Source organism: Streptomyces sp. NBC_00207 (assembly GCF_045160965.1).
Taxonomy (GTDB): domain Bacteria; phylum Actinomycetota; class Actinomycetes; order Streptomycetales; family Streptomycetaceae; genus Streptomyces.
The window spans coordinates 8,272,714-8,296,258 of the sequence record NZ_CP130715.1; the positions used below are offsets into that span (position 1 = coordinate 8,272,714).

General features: G+C 72.7%; 23 protein-coding genes and 1 pseudogene. 15 read left to right on the forward strand and 9 right to left on the reverse strand.

Translation table 11 applies throughout. The features are described from left to right. The 6 genes from OG472_RS38310 (at position 1) to OG472_RS38335 (ending at position 8,924) form a co-directional block, all read left to right on the forward strand. Complete coding sequence (locus OG472_RS38310; protein ID WP_405942693.1) at positions 1–855, forward strand: hypothetical protein; 855 nt, start codon at positions 1–3, stop codon at positions 853–855. 5 nt (positions 856–860) lie between these two features. Then, positions 861–2,915: a fatty acid CoA ligase family protein gene (locus OG472_RS38315; RefSeq protein WP_405942694.1), complete on the forward strand. Its 2,055-nt coding sequence runs from the start codon at positions 861–863 to the stop codon at positions 2,913–2,915. Then, positions 2,900–4,054: an NAD-dependent epimerase/dehydratase family protein gene (locus OG472_RS38320; RefSeq protein ID WP_405942695.1), complete on the forward strand. Its 1,155-nt coding sequence runs from the start codon at positions 2,900–2,902 to the stop codon at positions 4,052–4,054. Before OG472_RS38315 ends, OG472_RS38320 begins: the two co-directional genes overlap by 16 nt. Further along, entirely contained in the window at positions 4,051–7,452 is a 3,402-nt protein-coding gene (locus OG472_RS38325; protein WP_405942696.1) for an amino acid adenylation domain-containing protein, read from the forward strand. The genes OG472_RS38320 and OG472_RS38325 overlap by 4 nt, the downstream gene beginning before the upstream one ends. Further along, positions 7,449–8,150, forward strand: a complete 702-nt coding sequence (locus OG472_RS38330) for a formyltransferase family protein (RefSeq protein ID WP_405942697.1) — start codon at positions 7,449–7,451, stop codon at positions 8,148–8,150. The genes OG472_RS38325 and OG472_RS38330 overlap by 4 nt, the downstream gene beginning before the upstream one ends. A gap of 144 nt (positions 8,151–8,294) precedes the next feature. Beyond that, on the forward strand, positions 8,295–8,924 hold the full coding sequence (locus OG472_RS38335; RefSeq protein ID WP_405942698.1) for a hypothetical protein: 630 nt from the start codon (positions 8,295–8,297) through the stop codon (positions 8,922–8,924). Between the two features lie 89 nt (positions 8,925–9,013). On the opposite strand, the gene OG472_RS38340 is transcribed toward OG472_RS38335, so the two are convergent. Next, on the reverse strand, positions 9,014–9,508 hold the full coding sequence (locus OG472_RS38340; RefSeq protein WP_405833671.1) for a GNAT family N-acetyltransferase: 495 nt from the start codon (positions 9,506–9,508) through the stop codon (positions 9,014–9,016). Continuing rightward, positions 9,505–9,867, reverse strand: a complete 363-nt coding sequence (locus OG472_RS38345) for an ArsR/SmtB family transcription factor (protein WP_405942699.1) — start codon at positions 9,865–9,867, stop codon at positions 9,505–9,507. The genes OG472_RS38340 and OG472_RS38345 overlap by 4 nt, the downstream gene beginning before the upstream one ends. Positions 9,868–9,979: 112 nt before the next feature. Here OG472_RS38345 and OG472_RS38350 point away from each other — a divergent pair, with 112 nt between their 5' ends. After that, on the forward strand, positions 9,980–11,341 hold the full coding sequence (locus OG472_RS38350; RefSeq protein ID WP_405942700.1) for an NAD(P)-binding domain-containing protein: 1,362 nt from the start codon (positions 9,980–9,982) through the stop codon (positions 11,339–11,341). A 13-nt stretch (positions 11,342–11,354) separates the two neighbouring features. Here OG472_RS38350 and OG472_RS38355 read toward each other — a convergent pair whose 3' ends face one another. Beyond that, the gene (locus OG472_RS38355; RefSeq protein ID WP_401606152.1) at positions 11,355–12,242 is read right to left on the reverse strand and encodes a hypothetical protein; all 888 of its coding nucleotides are present in this window, start codon (positions 12,240–12,242) and stop codon (positions 11,355–11,357) included. 66 nt (positions 12,243–12,308) lie between these two features. On the opposite strand from OG472_RS38355, the pseudogene OG472_RS38360 reads away from it, so the two are divergent. Continuing rightward, positions 12,309–12,476: pseudogene (locus OG472_RS38360) on the forward strand (IS5/IS1182 family transposase); the annotation flags it as partial. Positions 12,477–12,494: 18 nt separating this feature from the next. Here OG472_RS38360 and OG472_RS38365 read toward each other — a convergent pair. Continuing rightward, positions 12,495–13,148 (reverse strand): hypothetical protein, encoded by a 654-nt coding sequence (locus tag OG472_RS38365; protein ID WP_405942701.1) that lies wholly within the window; start codon positions 13,146–13,148, stop codon positions 12,495–12,497. Between the two features lie 67 nt (positions 13,149–13,215). Further along, entirely contained in the window at positions 13,216–13,758 is a 543-nt protein-coding gene (locus OG472_RS38370; RefSeq protein ID WP_401606154.1) for a GNAT family N-acetyltransferase, read from the reverse strand. 170 nt (positions 13,759–13,928) lie between these two features. Here OG472_RS38370 and OG472_RS38375 point away from each other — a divergent pair, with 170 nt between their 5' ends. Beyond that, positions 13,929–14,426 (forward strand): DUF6069 family protein, encoded by a 498-nt coding sequence (locus OG472_RS38375; protein WP_405942702.1) that lies wholly within the window; start codon positions 13,929–13,931, stop codon positions 14,424–14,426. 44 nt (positions 14,427–14,470) lie between these two features. Continuing rightward, a complete protein-coding gene (locus tag OG472_RS38380; protein ID WP_401606159.1) occupies positions 14,471–14,818 on the forward strand; it encodes a hypothetical protein in 348 nt (115 codons plus the stop codon). Positions 14,819–14,948: 130 nt separating this feature from the next. Here the strand turns inward: OG472_RS38380 and gdhA are convergent, their stop codons facing one another. Then, positions 14,949–16,304: an NADP-specific glutamate dehydrogenase gene (gdhA, locus tag OG472_RS38385; protein ID WP_405942703.1), complete on the reverse strand. Its 1,356-nt coding sequence runs from the start codon at positions 16,302–16,304 to the stop codon at positions 14,949–14,951. 280 nt (positions 16,305–16,584) lie between these two features. Next, the gene (locus OG472_RS38390) at positions 16,585–17,352 is read right to left on the reverse strand and encodes a DeoR/GlpR family DNA-binding transcription regulator (protein ID WP_401606164.1); all 768 of its coding nucleotides are present in this window, start codon (positions 17,350–17,352) and stop codon (positions 16,585–16,587) included. A gap of 168 nt (positions 17,353–17,520) precedes the next feature. Here OG472_RS38390 and OG472_RS38395 point away from each other — a divergent pair, with 168 nt between their 5' ends. The 3 genes from OG472_RS38395 to OG472_RS38405 are packed head-to-tail and all read left to right on the forward strand — an operon-like array spanning position 17,521 to position 19,375. Next, positions 17,521–18,747: an MFS transporter gene (locus OG472_RS38395; RefSeq protein WP_405833681.1), complete on the forward strand. Its 1,227-nt coding sequence runs from the start codon at positions 17,521–17,523 to the stop codon at positions 18,745–18,747. Positions 18,748–18,773: 26 nt separating this feature from the next. Then, positions 18,774–18,926: a hypothetical protein gene (locus OG472_RS38400; RefSeq protein ID WP_405942704.1), complete on the forward strand. Its 153-nt coding sequence runs from the start codon at positions 18,774–18,776 to the stop codon at positions 18,924–18,926. After that, on the forward strand, positions 18,923–19,375 hold the full coding sequence (locus OG472_RS38405) for an HAD family hydrolase (protein WP_405942705.1): 453 nt from the start codon (positions 18,923–18,925) through the stop codon (positions 19,373–19,375). Before OG472_RS38400 ends, OG472_RS38405 begins: the two co-directional genes overlap by 4 nt. 61 nt (positions 19,376–19,436) lie before the next feature. Here OG472_RS38405 and OG472_RS38410 read toward each other — a convergent pair whose 3' ends face one another. Then, entirely contained in the window at positions 19,437–20,087 is a 651-nt protein-coding gene (locus tag OG472_RS38410; RefSeq protein WP_405942706.1) for a fasciclin domain-containing protein, read from the reverse strand. Positions 20,088–20,171: 84 nt separating this feature from the next. After that, positions 20,172–21,758, reverse strand: a complete 1,587-nt coding sequence (locus OG472_RS38415) for a sulfite oxidase (RefSeq protein ID WP_405942707.1) — start codon at positions 21,756–21,758, stop codon at positions 20,172–20,174. A 368-nt stretch (positions 21,759–22,126) separates the two neighbouring features. Between OG472_RS38415 and sigK the strand changes: the two genes are divergently transcribed. Together sigK and OG472_RS38425 are read left to right on the forward strand one after the other, a co-directional pair. Then, a complete protein-coding gene (gene sigK, locus OG472_RS38420) occupies positions 22,127–22,786 on the forward strand; it encodes an ECF RNA polymerase sigma factor SigK (protein WP_405942708.1) in 660 nt (219 codons plus the stop codon). Beyond that, on the forward strand, positions 22,783–23,532 hold the full coding sequence (locus OG472_RS38425; protein WP_401606178.1) for an anti-sigma factor: 750 nt from the start codon (positions 22,783–22,785) through the stop codon (positions 23,530–23,532). Before sigK ends, OG472_RS38425 begins: the two co-directional genes overlap by 4 nt. Positions 23,533–23,545: the final 13 nt, after the last annotated feature.

A 23,545-nucleotide genomic window follows, 5' to 3' on the forward strand; every position in this document is an offset into this window, starting at 1 on the left:
ATGGCCATGGTCATCACGGCAGCCGGCACCGCCCTGCCCGACACGTCCGCCCCGACTTCCGTCGTGGACCTCGCAGGCCGGGCCGCCCGCGGCGCCCTGGCCCGGGCGCGGGTGTCGGCATCCTCGATCAGCGTGCTCATCAACGTCGGCGTCTACCGCGAGCACAACACCTTCGAACCGGCCATGTCGGCCCTGGTCCAGAAGGAGGTCGGCATCAACCTCGACTACATCGCCGACCCCGAACCGGCCGCCGGCTTCTCCTTCGACCTGATGAACGGGGCCTGCGGCGTGCTCAACGCCGTCCAGGTGGGCCAGGCCCTGCTGGAGACCGGAAGCACCGAGCGGCTGCTGATCACCGCTGCCGATGTCCACCCCGGCGGCGCCGCGGACCGCGACACCGGCTACCCGTACGCGGACCTGGCCGGCGCCCTCCTGCTGGAGCGCAGCGCCGACCCCCAGGCCGGGTTCGGGCCGGTACGCCACTACACCGCCGACCGGCCCACCGATGTCGAGGGCTACCTCGACACCGACACCATGGGCCGGCACGGGCGGACCACGATCACCGTCCGGCGCGAGCCGGGCCACGCGGAGCGGCTGAGCGAGTTCGCGGCGAGTGCCGCCGCCGACTACGCGCAGGAGATCGGCATCGACCTGGACAGGACGCTGGTGATCGGCCCGTCCGCGACCGTCGACGGCGCCGGGGTGAGGGGCGAGCCGCACACCGCGGCGCCGGTCCTCGGCTACCTCCGGGCGCTGGACGCCGCCCGCCGCGACGACTACGAGCAGCTCCTGTTCGTGTCGGTCGGCGCCGGCCCCAGCGCGGCATGTGCCCTCTACCGGCCCGAGGGGTGGTGAGCTCCGTGCCGCAGACGACGTCGACCGGCGGCGGCCCCGCCCTGGAGCAACCGGCCACCGACACGGACAGCGTGGCCGGGTGGCTCGAGCGAAACGCCCGCGCCTTTCCCGACAAGCCGGCCGTCATCCACCCCGACGGCCGCGACTCCGGCGGCTACGCCACCCTCACCTACGGCGAGTTGCAGCAGACGGTCGAGGAGCTGGCCCGCGGATTCCGGAGCGCCGGGATCACCCGGGGCACCAGGACGGTGCTCATGGCCCCACCCGGGCCGGAGCTGTTCGCCCTCTGCTTCGCGCTGTTCCGGGTCGGGGCCGTGCCCGTCGTCGTGGATCCCGGCATGGGCGTACGGCGCATGCTCCACTGCTACCGGGCCGTCGGCGCCGAGGCGTTCATCGGACCGCCCCTCGCCCAGCTCGTGCGCGTCCTGGGCCGCCGCACCTTCGCCGCGGTACGCGTGCCCGTCACCCTGGGACGGCGCCGGCTCGGCCGCGGCCACACCCTGGCCGCGCTGCGCACCACCCCCGCGACCGGGAGCAGTACGGACGCGGCGGCACCGACCGGCGGGGACGACCTGCTGATGATCGGCTTCACCACCGGGAGCACGGGCCCGGCCAAGGGCGTCGAATACACCCACCGCATGGCGTTGTCCATCGCCCGCCAGATAGAAGCCGTCCACGGCCGCACCCGCGACGACGTATCCCTGGTCACGCTGCCCTTCTACGGAGTGCTCGACCTCGTCTACGGATCCACCCTGGTCCTCGCGCCGCTGGCCCCCGCCCGGGTCGCCCGGGCGGACCCGGCGCTGCTCGTGGACGCGCTGGAACGATTCCGCGTCACCACCATGTTCGCCTCGCCCGCCCTGCTGCGGAACCTGGCCGGGCACCTCACCGGATCCGCCCGCGGCCGCCACCCGCTGCCCGACCTGCGCTGCGTCGTCTCCGGCGGGGCCCCGGTGCCCGACGCGGTCGTCGCCGCGCTGCGCGGCGTACTCGACGAGAAGGCGAAGATCCATGTGACCTACGGGGCCACGGAGGTACTGCCGATCACCTCGATCGAGGCGGCCGAGATCCTCGGCGACGACGACGTCGGGAACGACCGCGAAGACGGTGGTACCGCGGCCCGCGCCGCCGCGGGCGAAGGGACCTGCGTCGGCCGGCCCGTCCCCGGCACCCGCGTGACCATCGCCCCCGTCACCGACGGCCCGCTCGCCCGCCTGGACTCCACAACCAGCCTGCCGGCCGGGCACGTCGGCGAGATCCTGGTCCACGGCGACTCCGTCAGCCGGCACTACCACCGGGCGCCCCAGTCCGACATCGCGCACAAGGTGACCGAGGAACGCCCCGGCGGCGAAGACCCCCGAACCTGGCACCGGACCGGCGACCTCGGCCACCTCGACGCCGAAGGACGGCTGTGGTTCTGCGGGCGCGCCGCGCAGCGGGTCCGCACCGGCTACCGGGACCTGCACACCGTGCGCTGCGAGGGAGTCTTCAACGCCCATCCCCTGGTCCGGCGCACCGCCCTGGTCGGCATCGGGCCGGCCGGCGCGCAACGGCCCGTCGTCTGCGTCGAGATCGAGACCGGGGAGGGCGGGGAATCCGGGGCAGCGCTCGACGAGGGCGCGTGGACGAAGCTGGTCGCCGAGCTGCGCACGATGGCCGAGGCGCACGCCGCGACCACCGGCCTCCAGGAGTTCCTGCGCCACCCCGCCTTCCCCGTGGACATCCGGCACAACGCCAAGATCGGCCGCGAGGAGCTGGCCCGCTGGGCCGAACGGCAGCAGGCCCGGCCCCTGTCGTCCCCGGGCTGGCGTGCGGTCCGGATCGTGCCGCTCGCCGGATGGGCGTACCTCGTCGGCGGGGCCGTGTGGGCCGCGACCGGGGGAGTCCCCGACGTCCCGGTGCTGCGGTGGCTGTGGTGGGTGGACGCCTTCCTCAGCATCGGCGTGCACGCCGCGCAGATCCCGCTCGCGCTGCCGCGCGGCCGGGCGGCCGGACACGGGACCGCCTCCGTGGTCGGGCGCACCATGCTCTACGGCGCGACCTGGTGGCGGGCGCTGTGAAGATCCTGGTCACCGGGGCATCCGGATTCCTGGGCGGACACCTGGTCGACGGCGCCCTGCGCCAGGGCCACCGGGTCCGCGCCCTCGTACGGCCCGGCAGCGACGCCGTACGGCTGCGCTCCCTGCCCGGCGTCGAGGTCGTCACCGGCGACCTCACCGACGACGGTTCGCTCGGGCGGGCGACACACGGCTGCGACGCGGTCCTGCACAGCGCGGCCCGGGTCGTCGACCACGGCAGCCGGGCGCAGTTCGAGGCCGCCAACGTCACCGGCACGCAGCGGCTGCTGGCGGCTGCGAGGTCGGCGGGGGCGCGGCGGTTCGTGTTCGTGTCCAGCCCGAGCGCGCTGATGCGGGTCCGGGAGGGCGACCGTCTCGGCATCGACGAGAGCACCCCGTACCCGAAGCGCTGGTTCAACCTCTACTGCGAGACGAAGGCGATCGCCGAACAGTACGTACGGGCGGCCGACGGCCCGGAGTTCACCACCTGCGCCGTACGGCCGCGCGGCATCTGGGGGCCGCGCGACCACGCCGGATTCCTGCCGCGCATGGTCGACGCCATGCGCGCGGGCCGGCTGCCCGACCTGTCGGGCGGCAAACGGGTCCTGGTCTCGCTCTGCCACGTCGACAACGCGGTGGACGCCTGCCTGCGGGCCGCACTCGCCCCCGCCGGGCAGGTCGGCGGCAAGGCCTACTTCGTCGTGGACCGCGAGGAGACGGACCTGTGGCCGTTCCTGGCCCGGGTCGGCGCCCTCTTCGACTGCCCGCCGCCCGCTCCGCGCATCCCGCTCGTCCTCGGCCGCGGGATCGCGGCAGCGGTCGAGACGGGCCGGCACCTGCGCCGCCGGTCCGCGGGCGGCGGCAGCGGCCCCGCAGGAGGTACGGACGCCGCTCCGCCCCTGAGCCGCTACATGATGGCGCTGCTGACCCGCTCGGCGACGTACGACACCCGTGCCGCCCGACACGACCTCGGCTACGCGGCTCCGTGCACACGGGCCGACGGGCTGCGAGCACTGCAGGAGTGGGTCACGGAGGTGGGCGGCGTCGCGGCCTGGACCGCCGGACCGGCCGCCTGGACCGGCACCACCGCATCGGCCGGCCCCGCACCCGACCACACCGAACAAGGGAGCACGCACTCATGACATCCCACCACGTCGATGCCGGCACCCGTGCCCGTGCCGGTGCCGACGCCCGCTACCGGCGTCCGGTATCGCCCACCGAACGCCTCTACCTCTCCGCCGGTGACACCCGCGGGACCATGGCCCTGCGCATCGTCGTCGAGGGCAACGGCGTACCCGATCCCCAGCGCCTCCAGGCAGCCCTGGCACAGGCCGCCGAGTCCTGCCCGGGGTCGCGGCTCGTACGCGCCGGGGCGATGTGGCGCGCCGAAGGGCCCCCGCCGCAGGTGCGGTACGACGTACCGCGCGCCGGTGCGTACGCCGACTCCGCGCCGGGGACGATCGAGTTGCCTGCCGAGCCGTGGCGACGAGCGGAGCCGCCGGGCTGCGAGGTGCTGATCGTGCCCGGCGCGGACGGGACGGCCACCACCGTCGTCTTCAGCGCCTCGCACGCCATGATGGACGGTCACGGCGCCCTGACCTGGGTACGGGAGGTGTTCCGAGCCCTGCGCGGCGAGCCCGCCCGGCCCGCGCTCGACGCGGACACCGACGCCGGGCTGCTGCGCAGGCTCGGCAGCACCGGGCCGCGGCCCACGCCGAGTCCTCCCCGCCGCTCCCCGCTCGGCACGGGCAGCCGCGACAGCCGCCCGCCCCGGACGCTGTGGCTGCGCCGCACCCTGCCCGGCCGCCACCTCGCGCTCACCGCCCGCCTCGCCCAGGCACTGACCGACGCCGCACGGCTCGACACCCGTGTCATGGTCCCCGTCGACCTGCGCCGCCACTGCCCCGGGATCGAGGCCACGGGCAACCTGAGCCTGCCGCTCTTCCTGGACCTGCGCCCGGGGGAGGACTGGACGGCCGCGCACACCCGCCTGCTGACCGCCCTGGCCGGGGGCCGCGAACTCGCCGCCGGATTCGAGACCGCCCTCGCACCCCTGCCGCTGCCCGTGACCGCGGGTCTGCTGCGCGCCGCCCAGGCCGTGGCGTCACGCACCGACCGGCACCTCGCCTCGGCCGTCGTCTCCCACCTCGGCCGCCTGGACCTGGCGGAACTCTCCGGCGGCGGCTTCACGGCGTCCACGGCCTACGCGCTGCCGGTGCATGCCCCACTGGTCCCGCTCTCCTTCGTCGCCGCCGAGAGCGGGACGGCGACCGAGATCACGCTCGGTGTCCGCGGCAGGGGCCGGGACCTCGAGGCCCGCGCCGCGGAGTTGCTGGACACGGTCCTGGCCGGCTTCGAAGCCGAGGACATGGCGGTGGTCCACCCTGCGCCGGCTGCCGAAGCGGAGCGCGTGCTCGCGGTGTCGCCCGAGGCCCGGTCGGTGACGGCAGCGCGGCTCAGCCCGGGCACCGGCACCGGATCCGGCCGGCGGGCGACCACTCCGGCGACCGCATCTCCTGTCGCGTCGGCGCCGATTCCGGCGCACGGTCCTGCCGGAGCGGACGCCTCGGCCACCGGCCCCGCACCACAGGCGGCGCAACCGAATCCGGCCGTCCCGGACCCGAATCCGGCGGCCGTCCCGGACCCGGACCCGGCCGTCCCGGATCCGGGGATCCCCGAGCTCACCGTCGTGGACGCCTTCCGCGCCCAGGCCGCCCGCACCCCCGATGCGCCCGCGCTCGACGGGCCCGAGGGCGTGGTCACGTACGCCGAACTCGACCGGCGCTCCGACGCCGTCGCGGCCGGGCTCGCACGGCGCGGCGTAGGGCGCGAGGACCTGGTGGGACTGGTCGTCGACCGCACGTCCGCCGGAGTGTGCGCCCTGTGGGGCATCCTCAAGGCGGGCGCCGCCTACGTGCCGCTCGACCCCGGCCATCCCGGCGCACGGATCGGAGAGATCCTCCATGGATCGGCCGTCGCCCTCTGCCTGACCGGGCGACACCTGGCCGAGGAGCTCGCCCCCTTCGTACCCGGGACCCTGCTCGCGGTCGAGGACCTCCTCGACGCTCCTGCCCCCGGCCCCTGCCCCGGCCCGGACACGGCTGCGGAGGACGCCCGCGAGGACCGTTCCGCCGGATCCGCCGCCGCAGCAGAAGTGCGGCCCTCGGACCTCGCGTACGTCATCCACACCTCCGGTTCCACCGGCCGCCCCAAGGGCGTGCAGATCGAGCACGGCAGCCTCATGGGATTCGTCCGCTGGATGACCGGCGTCTGCCGGGTCACCGGTCGCACGCGCTTCGGCTTCGCCTCCTCCTACGCGTTCGACATCTCGTGCTTCCCCCTCTTCCTGCCGCTGCTGGCCGGCGGTACGGCCGTCCTCGCCCCCGGCACACCCTCACCCGCCGCCCTGCGCGAGCTCGTCGCCGAGCACCGCGCGGACACCCTTGCGCTCACGCCCTCCCACCTCGCCCTCCTCGGCGCCGCGGGCAGCGGTCCCGCGCACGGCCTGCGCACCCTGCTGCTGGGCGGCGAGCCCCTCACGCCCACCGCCGTACGGTCCGCACGCGCCGCATTCGGGGCTGATTGCCGTGTGATCAACGCGTACGGGCCCACCGAGGCGACCGTCGCCGTGCTCGCCCACACCGTGGACGGCGGCGAGAGCGGCGCCACCGTGCCGATCGGCCTTCCCGGCCCGTACGCCCGGGTCGACCTCGTCACCGACGACGAGATCATCGGCAGCGGACCGGGCGACACCGGCCGCACCGGCGAGATCGTCGTACGCGGGGTCCAGGTGGCCCGCGGCTACCTCGGGGCGTCCGACGGCCGTCCCTCACCCTTCACCACCGGCCCCGACGGCGTCCGCGCCTATCGCACCGGTGACCTCGGACGCCGACTGGCCGACGGCTCCGTCGAGTTCGCCGGGCGCATCGACGAACAGGTGAAGATCGCCGGGCACCGCGTCGACCCCGCCGAGGTCGTCGCCGCCCTCGAAACCCACACAGCCGTCCGCCGCGCCGTCGTCGTGCCCCGCCGCCGCCCGCACTCCACGGCGTCCGTGCTCTGTGCGTACGTACTGCCGGCCGCCACCGTCGACCCCGCGGAACGCGCGGATCTGGCCCCCGCCCTGCGGACCGAGCTGGCCCGGACGCTCCCCGCGTACCTCGTCCCCGCCCACGTCGTCGTGATCGACACACTGCCCAGCACGGTGAGCGGCAAGGCCGATCTCGACGCCCTGCCGGACCCCTTCGCCCACACCGCGCCGACCGCCCCCCTACCCGAAACCCTGGAGGCGCGGGTCAGGCACCACTGGGCGGAGATCCTCGGCGTCGACGGCGCGCTGCTGTCGGCGGGCTCCGACTTCCACGCCCTCGGCGGCGATTCCCTGGCCCTCGTCGAAATGCTCACCGCCGTCTCCTCGGATCTGCTGACTCCCGGTCAGGCCCAGCGGTTCACAGGCCGTCTCGACTGCCTCGTACGGAACCTGACGCTCGAGCAGGTCTGCGAACACCTGACCACCGCCCGCGAGGAGGCCGCCGCATGATCTTCGTCGGAGAGGGAGCCCTGCTCCGCCGCGCCGTCACCCACGCGGCCGCCCGCGCCCACCCGGTCGACCTGGTCTGCTCCGCCGACCCACTGGACGCCGCGGCCGCCGACGCACCCCACCTCGCGGCGGCGGACATCAACGCCCACGCCGGCACGCTGGCACGGGCCTGCACCGACGGCATCGTCTGGTCCCTCAACAACCGGCAGATCTTCCGGGAGCCCCTGCTTCGGGCCGACGGTCTGCGCATCATCAACATCCACAACGGTCTGCTGCCACGGCATCGCGGACTGCCCTCCGTGGCCGTCCTGTTCGCCCTGCTGCAGGGTGACACGGAGTACGGCGCCACCGCCCATGAGGTCGACGCCGGCATCGACACCGGTCCGGTCCTGGCCGAACGCCGTTTCCCCATCGGGCCCGAGGACCGCTACCACCAGGTCATGCTCCGCGGGATCCGCGCCTGCCAGGACCTGTTCGAGCAGATCCTCCCGGCCGTCGCCGCCGGAACCGCCCACCCCGCACGCGCTGCGGCGGCGGAACCGTCCGCGTACTACGGCCTGCGCGCCCTGGACCGGCTCGGCGCCCATCGCGACCACCCCGCCTACGCCCGCGCCACCGACCTCGGCCCCTTCGCCGCCCATGCTAACGAGCTCACAAGGGCGCTGCTGCGGGTGTCCCCACCGGTCTCGGCCCCATGAGGGCCACCGGCGGGCCCGACTCTGCCCTGTCCTACGGACGTTCCCCGCGGAGATGGCGGGTTGCCGCCATAGCCCCACGGCCGGGATTCGACCGTGGGAAATCAAGGAGGGGCGGGACGGGCGGTGCGGCTAAGGTGGCGCCTCATGAGCGAGCACACCAGCCGGCCTGGATCAGCCGCCACCCGCGTCCGTATGCGTGTGGTCGGTGGCCTGCTGGTGTGTTCGGTGTTCCTGCTGGCCGGCTGTACGGCCAGTGGCGATCAGTCGGGCAAGCCGACGGGCGCCGCGCACTCGCCGTCACCTGCGTCCGGCACGCCCTCACCCTCGCCGACGAAGACGTGGAGCTCCCCGGCGTTTCCCGGTCCCAAGGCTGACGCGATCATGGGCCAGATCGCCACGCGGTGGGGCATGGAGGTCCACAGGACGGGCCGCTACGGCCAGGGACCCATGGAGGCGAAGCGGGTCCTCCCGGAGGGGTACACCCTCTGGGTGCGGATGAGCAGCGATGACGACGGCCGGGCGCGTCACATCGAGTGCATGGCCCTGAACTCGATGTCGGAGAAGGTCGCAGCCACACTGGCGGAGTGCGCGGACATCGCGTTGAACGGGAACGCGACCACTCGGCACAAGGAGTGGATCTCCGCGCAACTGGCCATCGCCGACAAGCCGGACGGCCCGCAGGAGTCCACCGGCACCCTCGCCGAGAACGGCTTCGACATGCGTCTCGTCGCACGGGTCACCGGAACCATCCTGACCGTCACCGCCGCTGCGTAGCCGACAACGCCCCACAGGAGCTCTTGGGCGCAGCGACGGATGGGCCATCGGCACGGCCGCCAACACCGCCCTCTACGCAGTCGAGACGTTCAGCCGATCCGCGGGCTGCGCCGCTCCAGCAGGACGACGTCGCGCCACACGCCCCGGTGGCGCCCGATGCGCTCGCGGGTGCCGATGACGCGGAAGCCGGCCCGCGCGTGGACGGCGAGGCTGGCGGTGTTCTCCGGGAAGATCCCGGACTGGATCGTCCAGATCCCCGCGGCCTCGGTCGACTCCACGAAGGCCGCCAAGAGCTGACCTGCGACACCGCGGCCGCGGGCGGTGGGGTGGACGTAGACGGAGTGTTCGACGACTCCGGCGTAGGCGCAGCGGTCGGAGACCTTGGTGGCGGCGATCCAGCCGAGCACCCTGCCGTCGGCGTCGAGCGCGGCGAAGCGGTGTTCGGGCAGCTTCGCGGCATCGAAGTCCGCCCAGGTCGGGGCGGTGCTCTCGAAGGTGGCGTTGCCCTCGTCGATACCGGCCTGGTAGATCGCCAGGACCTCGTCCGCGTGCGCGCGGGTCAGTGGCGTGATGGTGATGGTCATGTAGTGGCCGCGTGGGTGAGGAGCCGGCCCATGGCAGCGAGAACGGACGGCTCGACCCGGTAGTAGACCCAGGTCCCGCGCCGCTTGGAGGACAGCAGTCCGGCCTCGCGGAGCTTCTTCAGGTGGTGGGAGACCGTCGGCTGGGAGACGCCGACGTCGGAGATGTCGCACACGCACGCCTCCCCGCCCTCATGGGAGGCCACCAGGGAGAACAGCCGCAGCCGCACCGGGTCCCCGAGGGCCTTGAACATGACCGCGGTCCGCTCGGCTTCCTCGGCCGTCAGCGGACGCTCCGACAGGGGCGGGCAGCACGGTGCCACGGTCTCCGGCTGCAGCAGCGGCAACACCTTCGTCGTCATGCGTCCATCATCCCGGCAACTTCGACAGATGTCTATGTTGACGAACGTCGATATGGTGTCCACGCTGGAGTTCAGGACATCGGCAATCGTCGAATCAAAGGAGAGCCCCGTCGTGAACGCATCCACCGAAGCCCTGCCCGTGGTCGTCATCGGGGCCGGCCCCACCGGACTCGCGGCCGCCGCACACCTCGTCGACCGCGGCATCGAACCCCTGGTCCTGGAGGCCGGCCCCGCCGCCGGATCCGCCGTCCGCGCGTGGTCGCACGTACGGCTGTTCTCCACCTGGGGCGAGGTCGTCGACCCGGCCGCCGAGAAGCTCCTCGCCCCCACCGGCTGGGTCAGGCCCGACCCGGCCGCCTACCCCTCCGGCGGGGACTGGGCCGAGCGCTACCTCCAGCCCCTCGCCGACGTCCTCGGCGAGCAGGTCCGCTACGACGCGACCGTCACCGGCGTCTCCCGCACCGGCCGCGACCGCATCGTCGACGCCGACCGCGAAAGCCGGCCCTTCGTGGTCCAGTACGAGACCGGCGACGGACGTGAACGACGAGTCCTGGCGCGCGCCGTCATCGACGCCTCCGGCACCTGGTCCACCCCCGGCCCGGCCGGCGGCAGCGGCCTGCCGGCCCTCGGCGAGAAGGCGGCCCAGGACCGGATCTCCTACCGCATCCCCGACGTCAACGACCCCGCCGTCCGGTCCCGTTACGCCGGTCGGTGCACCGCCGTCATCGGCTCCGGCGCCTCGGCCTTCACCGCGCTCGCCTACCTCGCCGACCTCGCCAAGTCCGACGACGGCCAGGGGACTCACGCCACGTGGATTCTGCGCCGCGGGATCTCCGGCTCCACCTTCGGCGGCGGCGAGGCCGACCAGCTCCCCGCCCGCGGAGCCCTCGGCCTCGCCGCGAAGGCCGCCGTGGACGGCGGGTACGCGGACGCGGTCACCGGCTTCCGCACCGGCGCCGTCGAGCGGGACGGCGACGGCCTCGTCATCCTCGTCGGGGAGGACGGCCGCCGCCTGGACCCGGTCGACGAGGTCATCGTCCTCACCGGCTTCCGCCCCGACCTCTCCTTCCTCGACGAGCTCCGACTCGGTCTCGACGAGCGCCTCCAGGCCCCGACAGCACTCGCCCCGTTCATCGACCCCAACCAGCACTCCTGCGGCACCGTCTACCCCCACGGCGTGAACGAGCTCTCCCACCCGGAGAAGGACGCCTACCTCGTCGGAATGAAGTCCTACGGCCGCGCCCCCACCTTCCTGGCCATGACCGGGTACGAACAGGTCCGCTCCATCGCAGCCCACCTGGCCGGCGACCACGAGGCCGCCGAACGCGTCGAACTCACCCTCCCCGAGACCGGAGTCTGCGGCGGCGCGGGCCTCTTCGACCAGCCCGAGGCCGCGGACGAGACCGGCGGAGGCTGCTGCGCAGCCCCGACGACCCTCACCATCGGCGCCCCGGCCCGTTCCGGAGGCTGCTGACCCCGGAGGGCGGCTACGGACCGGGCGGGGCGAGTCGTGCGGGCGGGAGCGTCCGATGGACCATCCGGAGGACGAACGAGCGCGGAGGCTGCCAGACGTACCGTTCCTCGAACGGCCAGGCATAGATCGGGGCTCCGTCGCGGACGCAGCCGAGCAGGCCCGGCGCCGAGAGTTCGTGGGCCGACCACTCGTAGAGCTGTTGCAGTCGCGGAACGATCATCCCGAAATCGAGGAGGCGGCCGAACCCGATCTCCCTCTCGAGGTGGGACTGGACCGTGCCGCCGAGTGGGTACTCGTCGGGGAGCACACGCGACAGCTGCAAGAAGATCCCGGTCATGCCCAGCCTCGGATCACCGAGGAACGGGGCGAGCGGACGCAGCGGGCCGAGTGAGATCCGGGGCGCCGCGACGAGGGTGTGGGCGTAGAGCACGCGGCAGAGGACGACGTTCATGAAGAACCGCTCGGCCTCGTTCTCCGCCTCCGCGAGGCCGCGGTTCTCGAGATAGGCGGCGACCACGCTCCCGTTGTGCGCCCGGTACCAGGCCCGGGCGGTGGGGCGGTCGGCGAAGGACAGCCAGTGGTCGACCGTACGCGAGGAGGCCGGCCCGGAAAGTCCGCCGCTGAGGCCGACCGCCTCGCAGCCGTCCCGGAGAATGCGTTCGTTCACCGCACGCCACCACGGACTGCCGGGCCGGTCGTCCGACGGCGGCCGCAGCACGCCCCGCCGTACCTGCCAGCCCATGAACGACAACGCAGCCCGGCGGAACGGCAGGTGCCGGGGCGCCTTGCCGAACGGGCCGGAATAGCAGCGCTCCATCAAGGCCGTCCGCCCGGCGGCGTCATCGCGGACCCGGGCGACCTGTCGTGCCGCCCACGCCGCGGCCGTGACCTCGGACGTCATGCCCACAGGATGCCACGCACCAGGCCCGCGGCACCGGAACCGGACCCCGGTTCCGGCTTCGATGAGGTTCCACAAGCCCCGGACCAGGTCGCCAACCGCAAGCGGCTCGGCCGGCTCGGCAGCCGTCCGCCGGCCTTCGACCGCGAGGCCTACAAGCAGCGGAACACGGTCGAGCGCTGCACCAACAAGCTCAAGCAGTGGCGCGGCCCGGCCACTCGCGACGACAAGACCGCCACCATCCACCGCAGTGGGTCAGCCGGTGATCGAGAAGAAGATCGAGCCGTCCTCGGCCCACCACCAGGCGCCCTCGCCCTCGTTCCACTCCGAGGCCCAGCCGTCGAGGGCCTCGATGAGCTCCCCGAGGTCGTACCGTAGATCGGCGTCGACGCGGTCCAGCACCGCGCGGTAGGCCTCCACCGCGGGGCCGGCCTTCGCGAGGGGCCAGCAGCCGATCTCCGGTGAGCCCTCCAGGGGATGGGGTATGTGGAACCCGATCTCCGAGGGCGGGCCGCTGAAGACGTACTGGTAGGGCAGCAGGTCGGCCGGGACGCCCGCCGAGCTGAGGGCGTCGTCCAGGGCGGAGAAGTAGGTGACGGGGCTCCGGTAGCTCGCCAGGGTCGAGCTGTCGCTCGCGTTGTGGTCGATGATGATCTGGAGGGCCGCGTAGTAGGCGCAGCCGGCGTAATCGGCGGAGGAGTCGGCCCGGCCGGAGACCAGCTCCTCCAGGGCGTCCGGGACCGACAGCCCCCAGTCCACGCCCTGGTGATCGAGGCTGTCCTGACGTGCCTTCGCCCTGACGCGCATGTTGTCCAGGCGCCGTGATTCGTCGGCGGTCAGGTCCTGGGCAGGCACGAAGTGCACGACCTCGCCGCGGTTCGCCATGCTGTAGTTCACTACCTTGCTCATGGGCTCATGCTGCCAAAGGGCACTGACAGCCCGGTGTCCGGGACCGGCGTGATCCGGAAGGGACGGCCTAGCCCTGCGAGTCCGGCTTCCAGTCCTGGGCGAGGAGTCCGAGCAGCACGTCGTCCAGGAACTCGCCCATCACCCAGGCCGAGGACCGCAGCACGCCCTCGCGGACGAAGCCGTTGCGCTCGGCGGCGCGCAGCATCGCGGCGTTGTCGGACAGCGTCTCGATCTGCAGCCGCTGCAGGCCCCGCACGACGAAGCCGTAGTGACACATCACCGCCACCACGTCGGTGCCGTAGCCCTTGCCGCGAGAGGACGGCCGCAGCCCCATCCCGATGTGCGCGGACCGGTTGTGGTCGTCGATGCCCCACAGCGTCACCGTGCCGACCAGCGAGCCGCCGTCCAGCTCCACGACGGAGAACGAGACGTGCCCTTGCTCCTTGTCGTCCACCACCAGCCGCGATTCCTTCGAGCCGGGCGTGATCGGCCGCCACGGCCGCAGTTCGGACCGCGAGTAGTTGACCACGTCGTCGTAGAGCTCGGTCTGCAGGATCGGGATGTCGTCCTCGTGCCGGGCCCTGAGCCCGACTTTTCTGCCCCTCAACATGCAAGGTTCCTATCCGACCGGGCTGCTCGGCGGCAAACCATTTGGCAGGCCCGCTCTGATCTCGCAGGGCCGGGGCGGGGCTTGACCTCAAGTGAGGTTCGGGTCGGAGGCTTCCTCGTGTGCCGCCGGCCGTGGCGCGGCGCAGCAGCTCTCACGTTGGAGGAAGTCTCATGTCGAGCAGTGCCGTTCCCCGTTCCGGGCCCGCCGGGCCCGCCGTTTCCCCCGCACCCTCGGTCCGCCGTTCCGGCCTCACCTGGTGGAAGGCGCTGGTCGCCGGCGCGGTCGGTGCGGCCGTGGTCAATCTGATCGTTCTCGCCGTCGCCAGGCTGGCCGGTGCCTCGCTCATCGTCGCCGACGGCGGCGAAGAGCACCCGATCACGGTCGGGGGCGTCATCGGCGCCTCGGTCGTCCCGCTCGTCGTCGGGACGGGCGCTGCCCTCCTGACGGCCATGTGGAAGCCGGTGTTCCTGCGGATCGCGCAGTACGCGGGCGGTGGGCTGGCACTGTTGTCGGTCGCCGGCCCGTTGTCGTCCGACGCCGACGGCGGCACCGTCGCCGCACTGTCCCTCATGCACCTCACCCTCGGCGTGGCGGTCGTCGTCACCCTGAACCTCCACCGCCGCCACCGTGCGCGCGGGGTGAGTACGGGCGCACGTGCAGCTGAGTAGCCGGACGGACTGTGCCGGGCCTGAAGTCCCTGTTGGATCAGGGCATGAACACAGCCTCCACCTCAGCGATTCCCCCGGACCGGGCGACGCTCCCGGGAAGGGACCGCTCCCGCCTCTGGGCCGGCCTGGCGGCCGCGCTCTTCCCCGCGGCCTGCCTGGCGGCAGGCGTCCTGCTCCTGTCGTCCGTGCAGGTGTCGGGCTGCATCACGCACGGGGTCCAGTGCACCAAGGGGCTGCCCGGGTGGTTGTTCGTCTGGAGCGCCGGCATCGGCGCCGTGGCGTTCATCGTCGCCCTGGCCGCACCCGCCCGCCAGGTACGGCAGGCAGCGCTCACCACCCAGCTCCTCGCGGAATGCACGGCGCTGCTGGTGATCCTCAGCTACTACGCCTGAGGGGCCCGGCCGCACCCGCGAGGAGGCGGGACGCGGCAGAGCGGCCCGGGAGGCACGTCCCGGACCGCTCCACCAGGTCACGAGCGCAGCAGGCCCGCCCGGTGCAGCCGGGCGCGGCGTGCCCGCCGGATCAGATGACGCCCTGCGCCAGCATCGCGTCGGCGACCCGCTCGAAGCCGGCGATGTTCGCGCCGGTGACGTAGTCGCCCGGGGCGCCGTACCGCTCGGCGGTCTCGTGGGCGACGAAGTGGATCGAGCGCATGATGCCGGCGAGCTCGTCCTCCACCTGCTGCGCGCTCCAGGCCACCCGGCCGGCGTTCTGGCTCATCTCGAGGGCGCTGACCGCGACCCCGCCCGCGTTGGCGGCCTTGCCGGGCCCGAACGCGACCCCGGCCTCCTGCAGGATCCGTACGGCCTCGGGGGTGGTCGGCATGTTGGCGCCCTCGGAGACCGCCTTGACCCCGCCCCCGACGAGCGTACGGGCGTCCTGCGCGTCCAGTTCGTTCTGCGTGGCGGAGGGGAAGGCGACGTCCGCCGGCACCTCCCAGACCCGCCCGCCGGGCACGAACCGCGCCGAGGACCCGCGCCGTTCCGCGTACTCGCTCACGCGCCCGCGCTCGACCTCCTTCACCTGCTTGAGCAGTGCGAGGTCGATGCCCTTGTCGTCGACGACGTAGCCCTGGGAGTCCGAGCAGGTCAGCGGGTTCGCGCCGAGCTGCTGGAGCTTCTCGATCGTGTAGAGCGCGACGTTGCCGGAGCCGGAGACCACTGCGGTCAGCCCGTCCAGCGACTCGCCCCGGACCTTCAGCATCTCGGCGGCGAAGAGCACGCTGCCGTAGCCGGTCGCCTGCGGCCGGATGGCGGAGCCGCCCCAGCCCTGCCCCTTGCCGGTCAGGACGCCGGCCTCCCAGCGGTTGGTGATGCGCCGGTACTGGCCGAAGAGGTAGCCGATCTCGCGGCCGCCGACACCGATGTCCCCGGCGGGCACGTCGGTGTGCTCGCCGATGTGCCGGTGCAGCTCGGTCATGAAGGACTGGCAGAACCGCATGACCTCGGCGTCCGACCGGCCGTGCGGGTCGAAGTCGCTGCCGCCCTTGCCGCCGCCGATCCCGAGGCCGGTCAGCGCGTTCTTGAAGATCTGCTCGAAGCCGAGGAACTTCACCACACCGATGTCCACCGACGGGTGGAAGCGCAGGCCGCCCTTGTACGGGCCGAGCGCACTGTTGAACTCGACGCGGTAGCCGCGGTTGACGTGGACCCGGCCCCGGTCGTCCTGCCACGGAACGCGGAAGAGGATCTGCCGCTCGGGCTCGGTGAGCCGCTCCACGAGGGCCACGGCCGGGTCGGCGTACTCGGGCCGGGCTGTGAAGACGGGGGCCAAGGTCTCGAGGACCTCCCGTACGGCCTGGTGGAACTCGGGCTGTGCGGGGTTGCGGCGCTCGATCTCGGTCCGCAGTGCTTCCAGCCTGTCCTTCGAGTCCTTCACGTGTGTCCTCCAGGGAGTGCGCGGTGCGCAGACGACGGCAGGTGCATGGTGCCCGCGGGGCGGCGAGTACCGGTCGATTTCGAGTGCAGCGCCCTCCGAACGCACGCTTTCGGAAAAGACTTTCCGGAGGGCGGCCCCCTTGCGGAGGCTACCGCGCAGGGCGCTGCCCTGGGGAAAGCTTCTGTCCCGCGGACAAAAAACGTCCCGCCGGCACGTCGCCGGGCAGCGTGGTCGGCCGCGCCCGGCCGACCCGCGCGGCGCCGGCGGGCAACTGCCGGGTTCAGTCGTCCGCCGGATGGACGACCTCGACGCCCCGGTCGCGGAGCGCTTCGACCGCGGGGGAGTCCGCGGGGGCGTCCGTGACGACGAGGGCGATCTCCTCCATGGTGCAGATGCGGCCCAGTGCCGCACGGCCGATCTTGTCGGCGGTCGCGACGAGGATCACGCGCTGCGCGGAGGCGACCGCTGCCCGCTTCACCTGTACGTCTTCGAGGTTGTAGGCGGTGGCGCCCTGGACGGGGTCGACCCCGCAGCAGCCCAGGATGAACGTGTCGAAGCACAGGTCCTTGAAGGTCTGCACGGGTGCGTGGCCGTAGAAGGACAGCTCCTCGGGCCGCACCTGTCCGCCGGGCATCACCAGTTGGATGCCGGGGTGCGCGGACAGGGCGAAGGCCGCGTGCAGTGAGAGGGGCGCGACGGTGAACTGACGGTCCGACATGGCCTTCGCGACGGCGACAGCCGTCGTGCCCGTGTCCAGTGCGACGGTCTCGCCGTCGGTGAGCAGTTCGACGACGGCGCGCGCGAGCCGTTCCTTGGCCTGTGCTCCGGACATGGCCCGGATCGCGTAGGGAGGCTCGACGCCGCCGGGCAGGCTGCTCACGGCACCGCCGCGCACCCGGCGCAGCGCTCCCCGGGACTCCAATACCTCCAGGTCCCGGCGGATGGTCATCTCGGATGCCCCGGTGGCCTGGGCCAGTTCGGCCACCGTCGCGCGGTTCTGCTGCATCAGCAGTCCCACGACGAACTTGTGCCTCTCCATCACGTTCATGTGTCTGCTTTTAGCACATAGGGCGGCGGGGGCGTCTCGTTGAGCATTCCGCACATCCACACTGTTGAAACGAACATTCTTGGTGTGTAACGTGAGCGAAGTAGTGTGAATTTTCTGCCGCTGTGAACGTTGATTGTGTTCATTCGGCCGCGACCGATGAGGAGATCCGTGACCGTCACCAGCGAGGCCGGCCTGCCAGAAGGAGGGAAACCCCTCCTCAGCACCGTCGCGATCGTCGCCTCGTGCCTGGCGTTCGCGGTGATCGGCGCCCTCCAGGCGCTCTACGGTCCGGCGATCCCGGCCCTGCGGGCCGAGTACGGCATCAGTCCGGCCGTGGCCGGGCTGAGCCTCAGCGCGCACTTCGTCGGCGCCCTCCTCGGCGTGCTCGTCTACCACCTCCTGCGGGGCCACCTGACCAACCGGGCGCTGCTCGGCGGCTCCTACGTGCTCATGGCCGTGGGCGCGGTCGTCTTCGCCTCCTCCCCGAGCTGGGCCCTCGCCCTCACCGGCACGTTCGTCATCGGCCTGGGCTTCGGCGGCATCGACTACGGCCTCAACCACCTCTTCGCCATCGGTTTCGGGCACCGGAGCACCGCCATGCTCAACCTGCTGAACGGGCACTTCGGCATAGGCGCGATCGCCGGCCCGGCCCTGATCGGCCGGCTCGGGGCGGACAGTTACCCGGAGATCTTCGTCGGCACCGGCGTGATCAGCCTGCTGATCCTCGTCACCCTCGGCGGGGTGGCCGCCCGGGAGCCCGCTCCCGCCCCCGCGGAGGGAGCCTCGACCGGCGGCGCCCGGGTGCTTCCGATCATCGGGGTGTTCATCGGGGTCTACGTCCTGCACGTCGCCATCGAGACCGGCGTCGGCGGCTGGGAGCCCACCCACCTGGAAGCCGTCGGATACGGCGCCGCCACCGCCGCGACCGCGACCTCCGCCTACTGGGCCGCCATGACCATCGGCCGGTTCGTCGCCGCGCCGATCAGCCTGCGCTGGTCCGCGCCGTCGATCCTCCTCGTCTGCTGCGCCGGCATGGCCGGCTTCCTCCTCCTGGCGACGGTCCCGGCCCTCGCCCCGTACGCGTACTTCGGCGTCGGCCTGATGATCGCGCCGATCTTCCCGACCTGCCTGCCCTGGCTGAACCGCGCCGTGCCCGGCGTGGCCGCCGCCGGCGCCTACGTGATCGCCGCCTCGATGATCGGCGGGGTGGCGTTCCCGCCCCTGCTGGGCGCGGTCATCGACACGATGGAGGTGAAGACGGCGCCGCTGCTGCTGTTCCTGCTCGCCGTCGTCTGCGGCGCGCTGAGCCTGTGGCTGCGCCGCAACGCCCCCGACCCCGGCGGCACGCCCAAGCCGCGCGACCCCGCGCGCACGGACTCCGTCACCACACCCTGAACCCGTAGAACGTGAGGAACCGAAGGATGAAAGCCGTCCTCTTCGACCTGTTCGGTGTCATCGCGCGCGTCCAGTCGCCCGAGTCCATGGCCCTCCTGGAACGCACGGCCGGCGGCGACCCCGACCGCTTCTGGGCGGCGTACTGGTCACAGCGGCCCCCTACGACCGCGGCGAGGTGACGGGGCCCGGCTACTGGCGGGCGGTCTGCGCGCGACTGGGCGTCCCGTGCGACCGCCGGCTGACCGACGAGCTGACCGCCGCCGACCTGGCCGGCTGGAGCGAGGTCGACCACCGCACCGTGGACCTGCTCGGCCTCCTCGCCGACAGGGGAATCGTGCTCGGCCTCCTCTCCAACATCCCCGAGGACCTGGCCGTCCTCTACGAGGCCACCCAGCCGTGGCTGGAGCGGTTCGCGGTCCGCGGACTGTCCTGCCGGATCGGCAGCGCCAAGCCGGAGCCCGCCGCCTACGAGTGGTGCATCCGCGAGCTCGGACTGCCGCCCGGGGAGATCCTGTTCGTCGACGACCGGCCCGAGAACGTGCACGCCGCACGCCGACTGGGCCTCCAGGGCCATGTGTTCACCTCCCCCGAAGCGCTGCGGGACGCGCTGGAGGAGGTGTTGCGGTGACGGCGCCACGCAGTTCCACACCTGGCTGGGCCGCTGCCGTACGGACGGCCGCCGCCGGCTGCTACTTCGGCATGAGGACGGTGTCGATGATGTAGACGTCGGCGTTGGCGGTCTTCACGTTGCCGCACACCACCCCTGCGGTGTTGTTGACCTTGTAGGCCTCGCCGGAGCCCTTGGTGGTGACCATGCCCTTCTGCAGGGTCTCGAAGGAGCCGTTCTCCAGCTGCTTCGGAGTCAGCTTCCGACCGACGACGTGGTAGGTGAGGATCTTGGTCAGCAGCTCCTTGTCGGCCAGGACCTTGTCGAGGTCGGCCTTCGGGATCTTCGCGAAGGCGTCGTTGGTCGGGGCGAAGACGGTGATGTCCTTGGCATTGTTCAGGGTGTCCACGAGACCGGCCTGCTTGACCGCGGTGACCAGGGTGGACAGTGCGGGGTTGTTGGACGCGGCAGTGGCGACCGGGTCCTTGGCCATCCCGTCGAAGGAGCCGGCGCCTTCCCTCGGTACGCCTGCACAGGCCGGGCCGAAGGGCTGCTCCGTCGTCATCGCGTCTCCGGCAGGGGTGCTCCCACCCGTCGTGGCCGGGTCGCCGGCGGCCGCGCCCGGGGCGGCCTTGGTGTCGCTGGAGGCATCGGAGCAGGCGGCCAGGGAGAAGGGCAGCAGGACGGCTGCGGCCACGGCGATACCGGCACGGCGGATCTGAATGCTGTTCATGATCATTTCTCCTCGGGAGAGATGGTTCGGATGGCTGGGGTGGTTCGTGCCGGACCGTGCGTCGGTGAGGCCGGTCCGGTGGTCTCAGGGGACGGTGACGAAGACGCTGTGCCAGCCGCTCGCCCCGTCGGGGACGGTCCGGGCGCGCTGCTCGGTCTGCACCGCTCCCGTGCCGTCGGTGGCACGGACGGCGAGCGTGTGCCCGCCCGGGGTGGCCTGCCAGCGGTGGGACCACTGGCGCCAGGTGTCGAGGGTGTCCTGGGCGGCGAGGTCGGCGTCCTGCCAGGGCCCGTCGTCGACGCGGACCTCCACGCGGGTGATGCCGCGGTGCTGGGCCCAGGCGACTCCGGCGATCACGACGGTGCCGGCGGCGGGGCGGGCGAACGGCCTGGGGGTGTCGATGCGCGACTGGGTCTTGACCGGAGCCCGGCGAGCCCACTTGCGTGTGACCCAGTACGGGTCGTAGGCGTCGAACGTGGCGAGCTCGATGTCGGTGATCCACTTGCACGCGGAGACGTACCCGTACAGGCCCGGGACGAGCATGCGCACGGGGAAGCCGTGGTCGAAGGGGAGGGGCTCGCCGTTCATTCCGACCGCGAGCATGGCGTCGCGTCCGTCCATGAGGTCCTCGACGGGGGACCCGAGCGTCATGCCGTCCACGGAGCGGGCGACCAGCTGGTCGGCCCCGCCGCCCTTCGACGGCGGCTTGACACCGCATTCGGCCAGCAGGCCGGCCAGCGGAACACCGAGCCAACGGGCGTTGCCGGTGTACGGGCCGCCCACCTCGTTGGAGACGCAGGTGAGGGTGATGTCCCGTTCGATCAGCGGGCGGGCCAGGAGCTGGTCGAGGGTGTAACTGCGGGGACGGGTGACGCCCTTGCCGTGGATGCGCAGCCTCCAGGTGGCCGCATCGACCTTCGGGACGACCAGGGCGGTGTCGACCCGGTAGAACTCCCGGTTGGACGTGGTGAAGCCGCTGATCCCCGGAACCTTCAGCTGGGCCCCGGACGCAACCGCGGGAGCCGGTGAGGCGGGGGCGGGCAGAGCGAGCGCGTTGCGGGACGCGACGGCGCCCCGGCCTTGCCGCCCGGACAGGGCGCGACCCAGCGCGCCTGCACCGGTGGCGGCCGCGGCCGTCACGGCCGCCGCGGTGAGGAACCCCCGCCGGCTCCAGCCGCCCCCGGTGCCCTCATCACCCGACGGGGAGCCGGCGGGGGTGGCCTTGCCCGCCAGAACGTACAAGACGGCAGCGCCGGCAAGGGCGCCGGTGAGCGAGGGAAGCACATCACCGGCCCCGCCGGAGTCGGGCCTGCTCAGGGCCGCGGCCGCGCCGACGATCCCGAGCACCAGGACCCCGGCCGCCCCCGCGCTCCGATGGCGCAGGGCCACAGCACCCAGGACGACCGCGAACAGGGCCGACACGAGCAGGATGCCGAGCTGGAGGACGAGCTTGTCGTCCTCGCCGAACGTGCGGATCGCGAAGTCCTTCACCGAGGCCGGGGTCCGGTCGATGACAGCGCCACCGACCACCGTCACCGGTCCGGCGGCCGGCCGCAACAGACCCGCCACCAGCTCGGCCGCGGCCAGCGCGGTGAACCCGGCCAGAAGCCCGGCCAGTGCGCCGCGTGCGGTGCGGATGATGGTGTTGCGGAAGCTGCTCACACCCGGCATTCGGCTCGACCCACCCGGCGGATTGGTCTGTCACCCGAACGAGTGGCGGCCTCCGTTCCCGAGCACGTCAGGGCCTGCGTACAGGGGCGCCCCACGTCCCGACCCCTCCGCAGAACCTCACAAGGAAGGAATGAGGCCACCAAGTGCGGGGCCCGGGGCCGAAGATGAGGACGGGGACCTGGACCAGGCTGCCCGAGCCGACACCGGGCGCGTACGCGGCCGCAGCCTGCACCCCCGGGTTGTCGGCAATGGCCTCCCATCCGTACGCCCTTCGTCTACGAAGTACCGGTCAGACACCCACACGGCTCCGTGGCCGGACCGCCCCACGGCGGTGGTTCGGCCCGCTCTACGACAAGGACCGCCATGCGATGGACACCCCACCCCGGGGCGGCCGGCCCCGGCCGCCCCTTCGCCTGGTCGCCACAGCCGGAGTCCACCCGGTGAACCAGGCCCTCCCGCTCGGTTCCGCAGGGCACACCGGCCGTGCCGACCTCGCCGAGCTCATGCAGAGGGTCGCCCGCGGCGACAAGGAGGCCTTCTCGGCCCTCTACGACGCTCTCGCGCCCATGGTCTTCGGGATCGCGATCAGAGTCGTGCGCGACCGGGCCCAGTCCGAGGAGGTCGCGCAGGAGGTCATGCTCGATCTGTGGCGCCGGGCCGCCCGCTACCGGCCGGACTCCGGCAGCGTGAACACGTGGGCGGCGACCATCGCCCACAGGAGGGCCGTCGACCGGGTCCGCTCGGCGCAGGCCGCCGCCGACCGTGAGCACGCCCAGGCCGCACGCGAGCACCGAACGGCCTTCGACGAGGTGGCCGAGCAGGTCGAGACCCGTCTGGAGAGCGAGCAGGTCCGGCGCTGCCTGCGCGGTCTGACCGAGCTCCAGCGCCAGGCCGTGACCCTGGCCTACTACCGGGGCCTCACCTACCGTGAAGTCGCCCAAACGCTCCGCACGCCGCTTCCGACCATCAAGACACGCATGCGCGACGGACTGATCCGGCTTCGCGACTGCATGGGGGTGACCGCATGAAACACCATGCATCCGAGGTCCATGTCCTGGCTGCCGCGTACGCGCTGAACGCCCTGGAAGCCGATGAGCGCGAGGAGTTCGCCGCGCACCTCGCCGGGTGTGAGTCATGCCGGCGGGACGCAGCCGACTTCGAGGCCACCGCAGCGCGCCTGGCAGCTGCCGCGGCCGAGGTCCCGCCCACCGTGATGAAACAGCGGACGATGGCGACGCTCGACCACATCCGCCAGCTCCCGCCCCGCGTCCCCACCGCCTCCCCGGTCTCCTTCCGCGGCTTGCTGCGCCGCAGGGCGGTCCCTCTGGCCCTGGCTGCCAGTCTGGCCGCCGCCGCGTCGTTTGCGGGCCTGGCCGCCTGGCAGAACCAGGAGAAGCGGCAGCTCGAACAGCAGGCCCGGCAGAGCGAGCGGCGCCTCGACGACGTGAGCACCGTACTGGCCGCCCCGGACGCCCGCACCGTTCACGGGCGGGCCAGTAACGGGGCCTTCACCACCGTCGTCGCCTCCGACCGGCAGAACAAGGCCGTCTTCACCGCCACCGGCCTGCCCGCCCCGGCCACGGGCAAGACGTACCAGCTGTGGCTCGACCACGGGGGAAGCATGCGCCCGGCCGGATTCATCGGCCAGGACGGCACCGTCCTGATCGACGGAGACACCGCCGGCGCCGGCGCCGTCGGCCTCACCCTCGAACCCGCGGGCGGATCCCCGCAGCCCACCACCACCCCCCTGCTCCTGATGGCCATCCGCGCCTGAACCACAGCCCCCG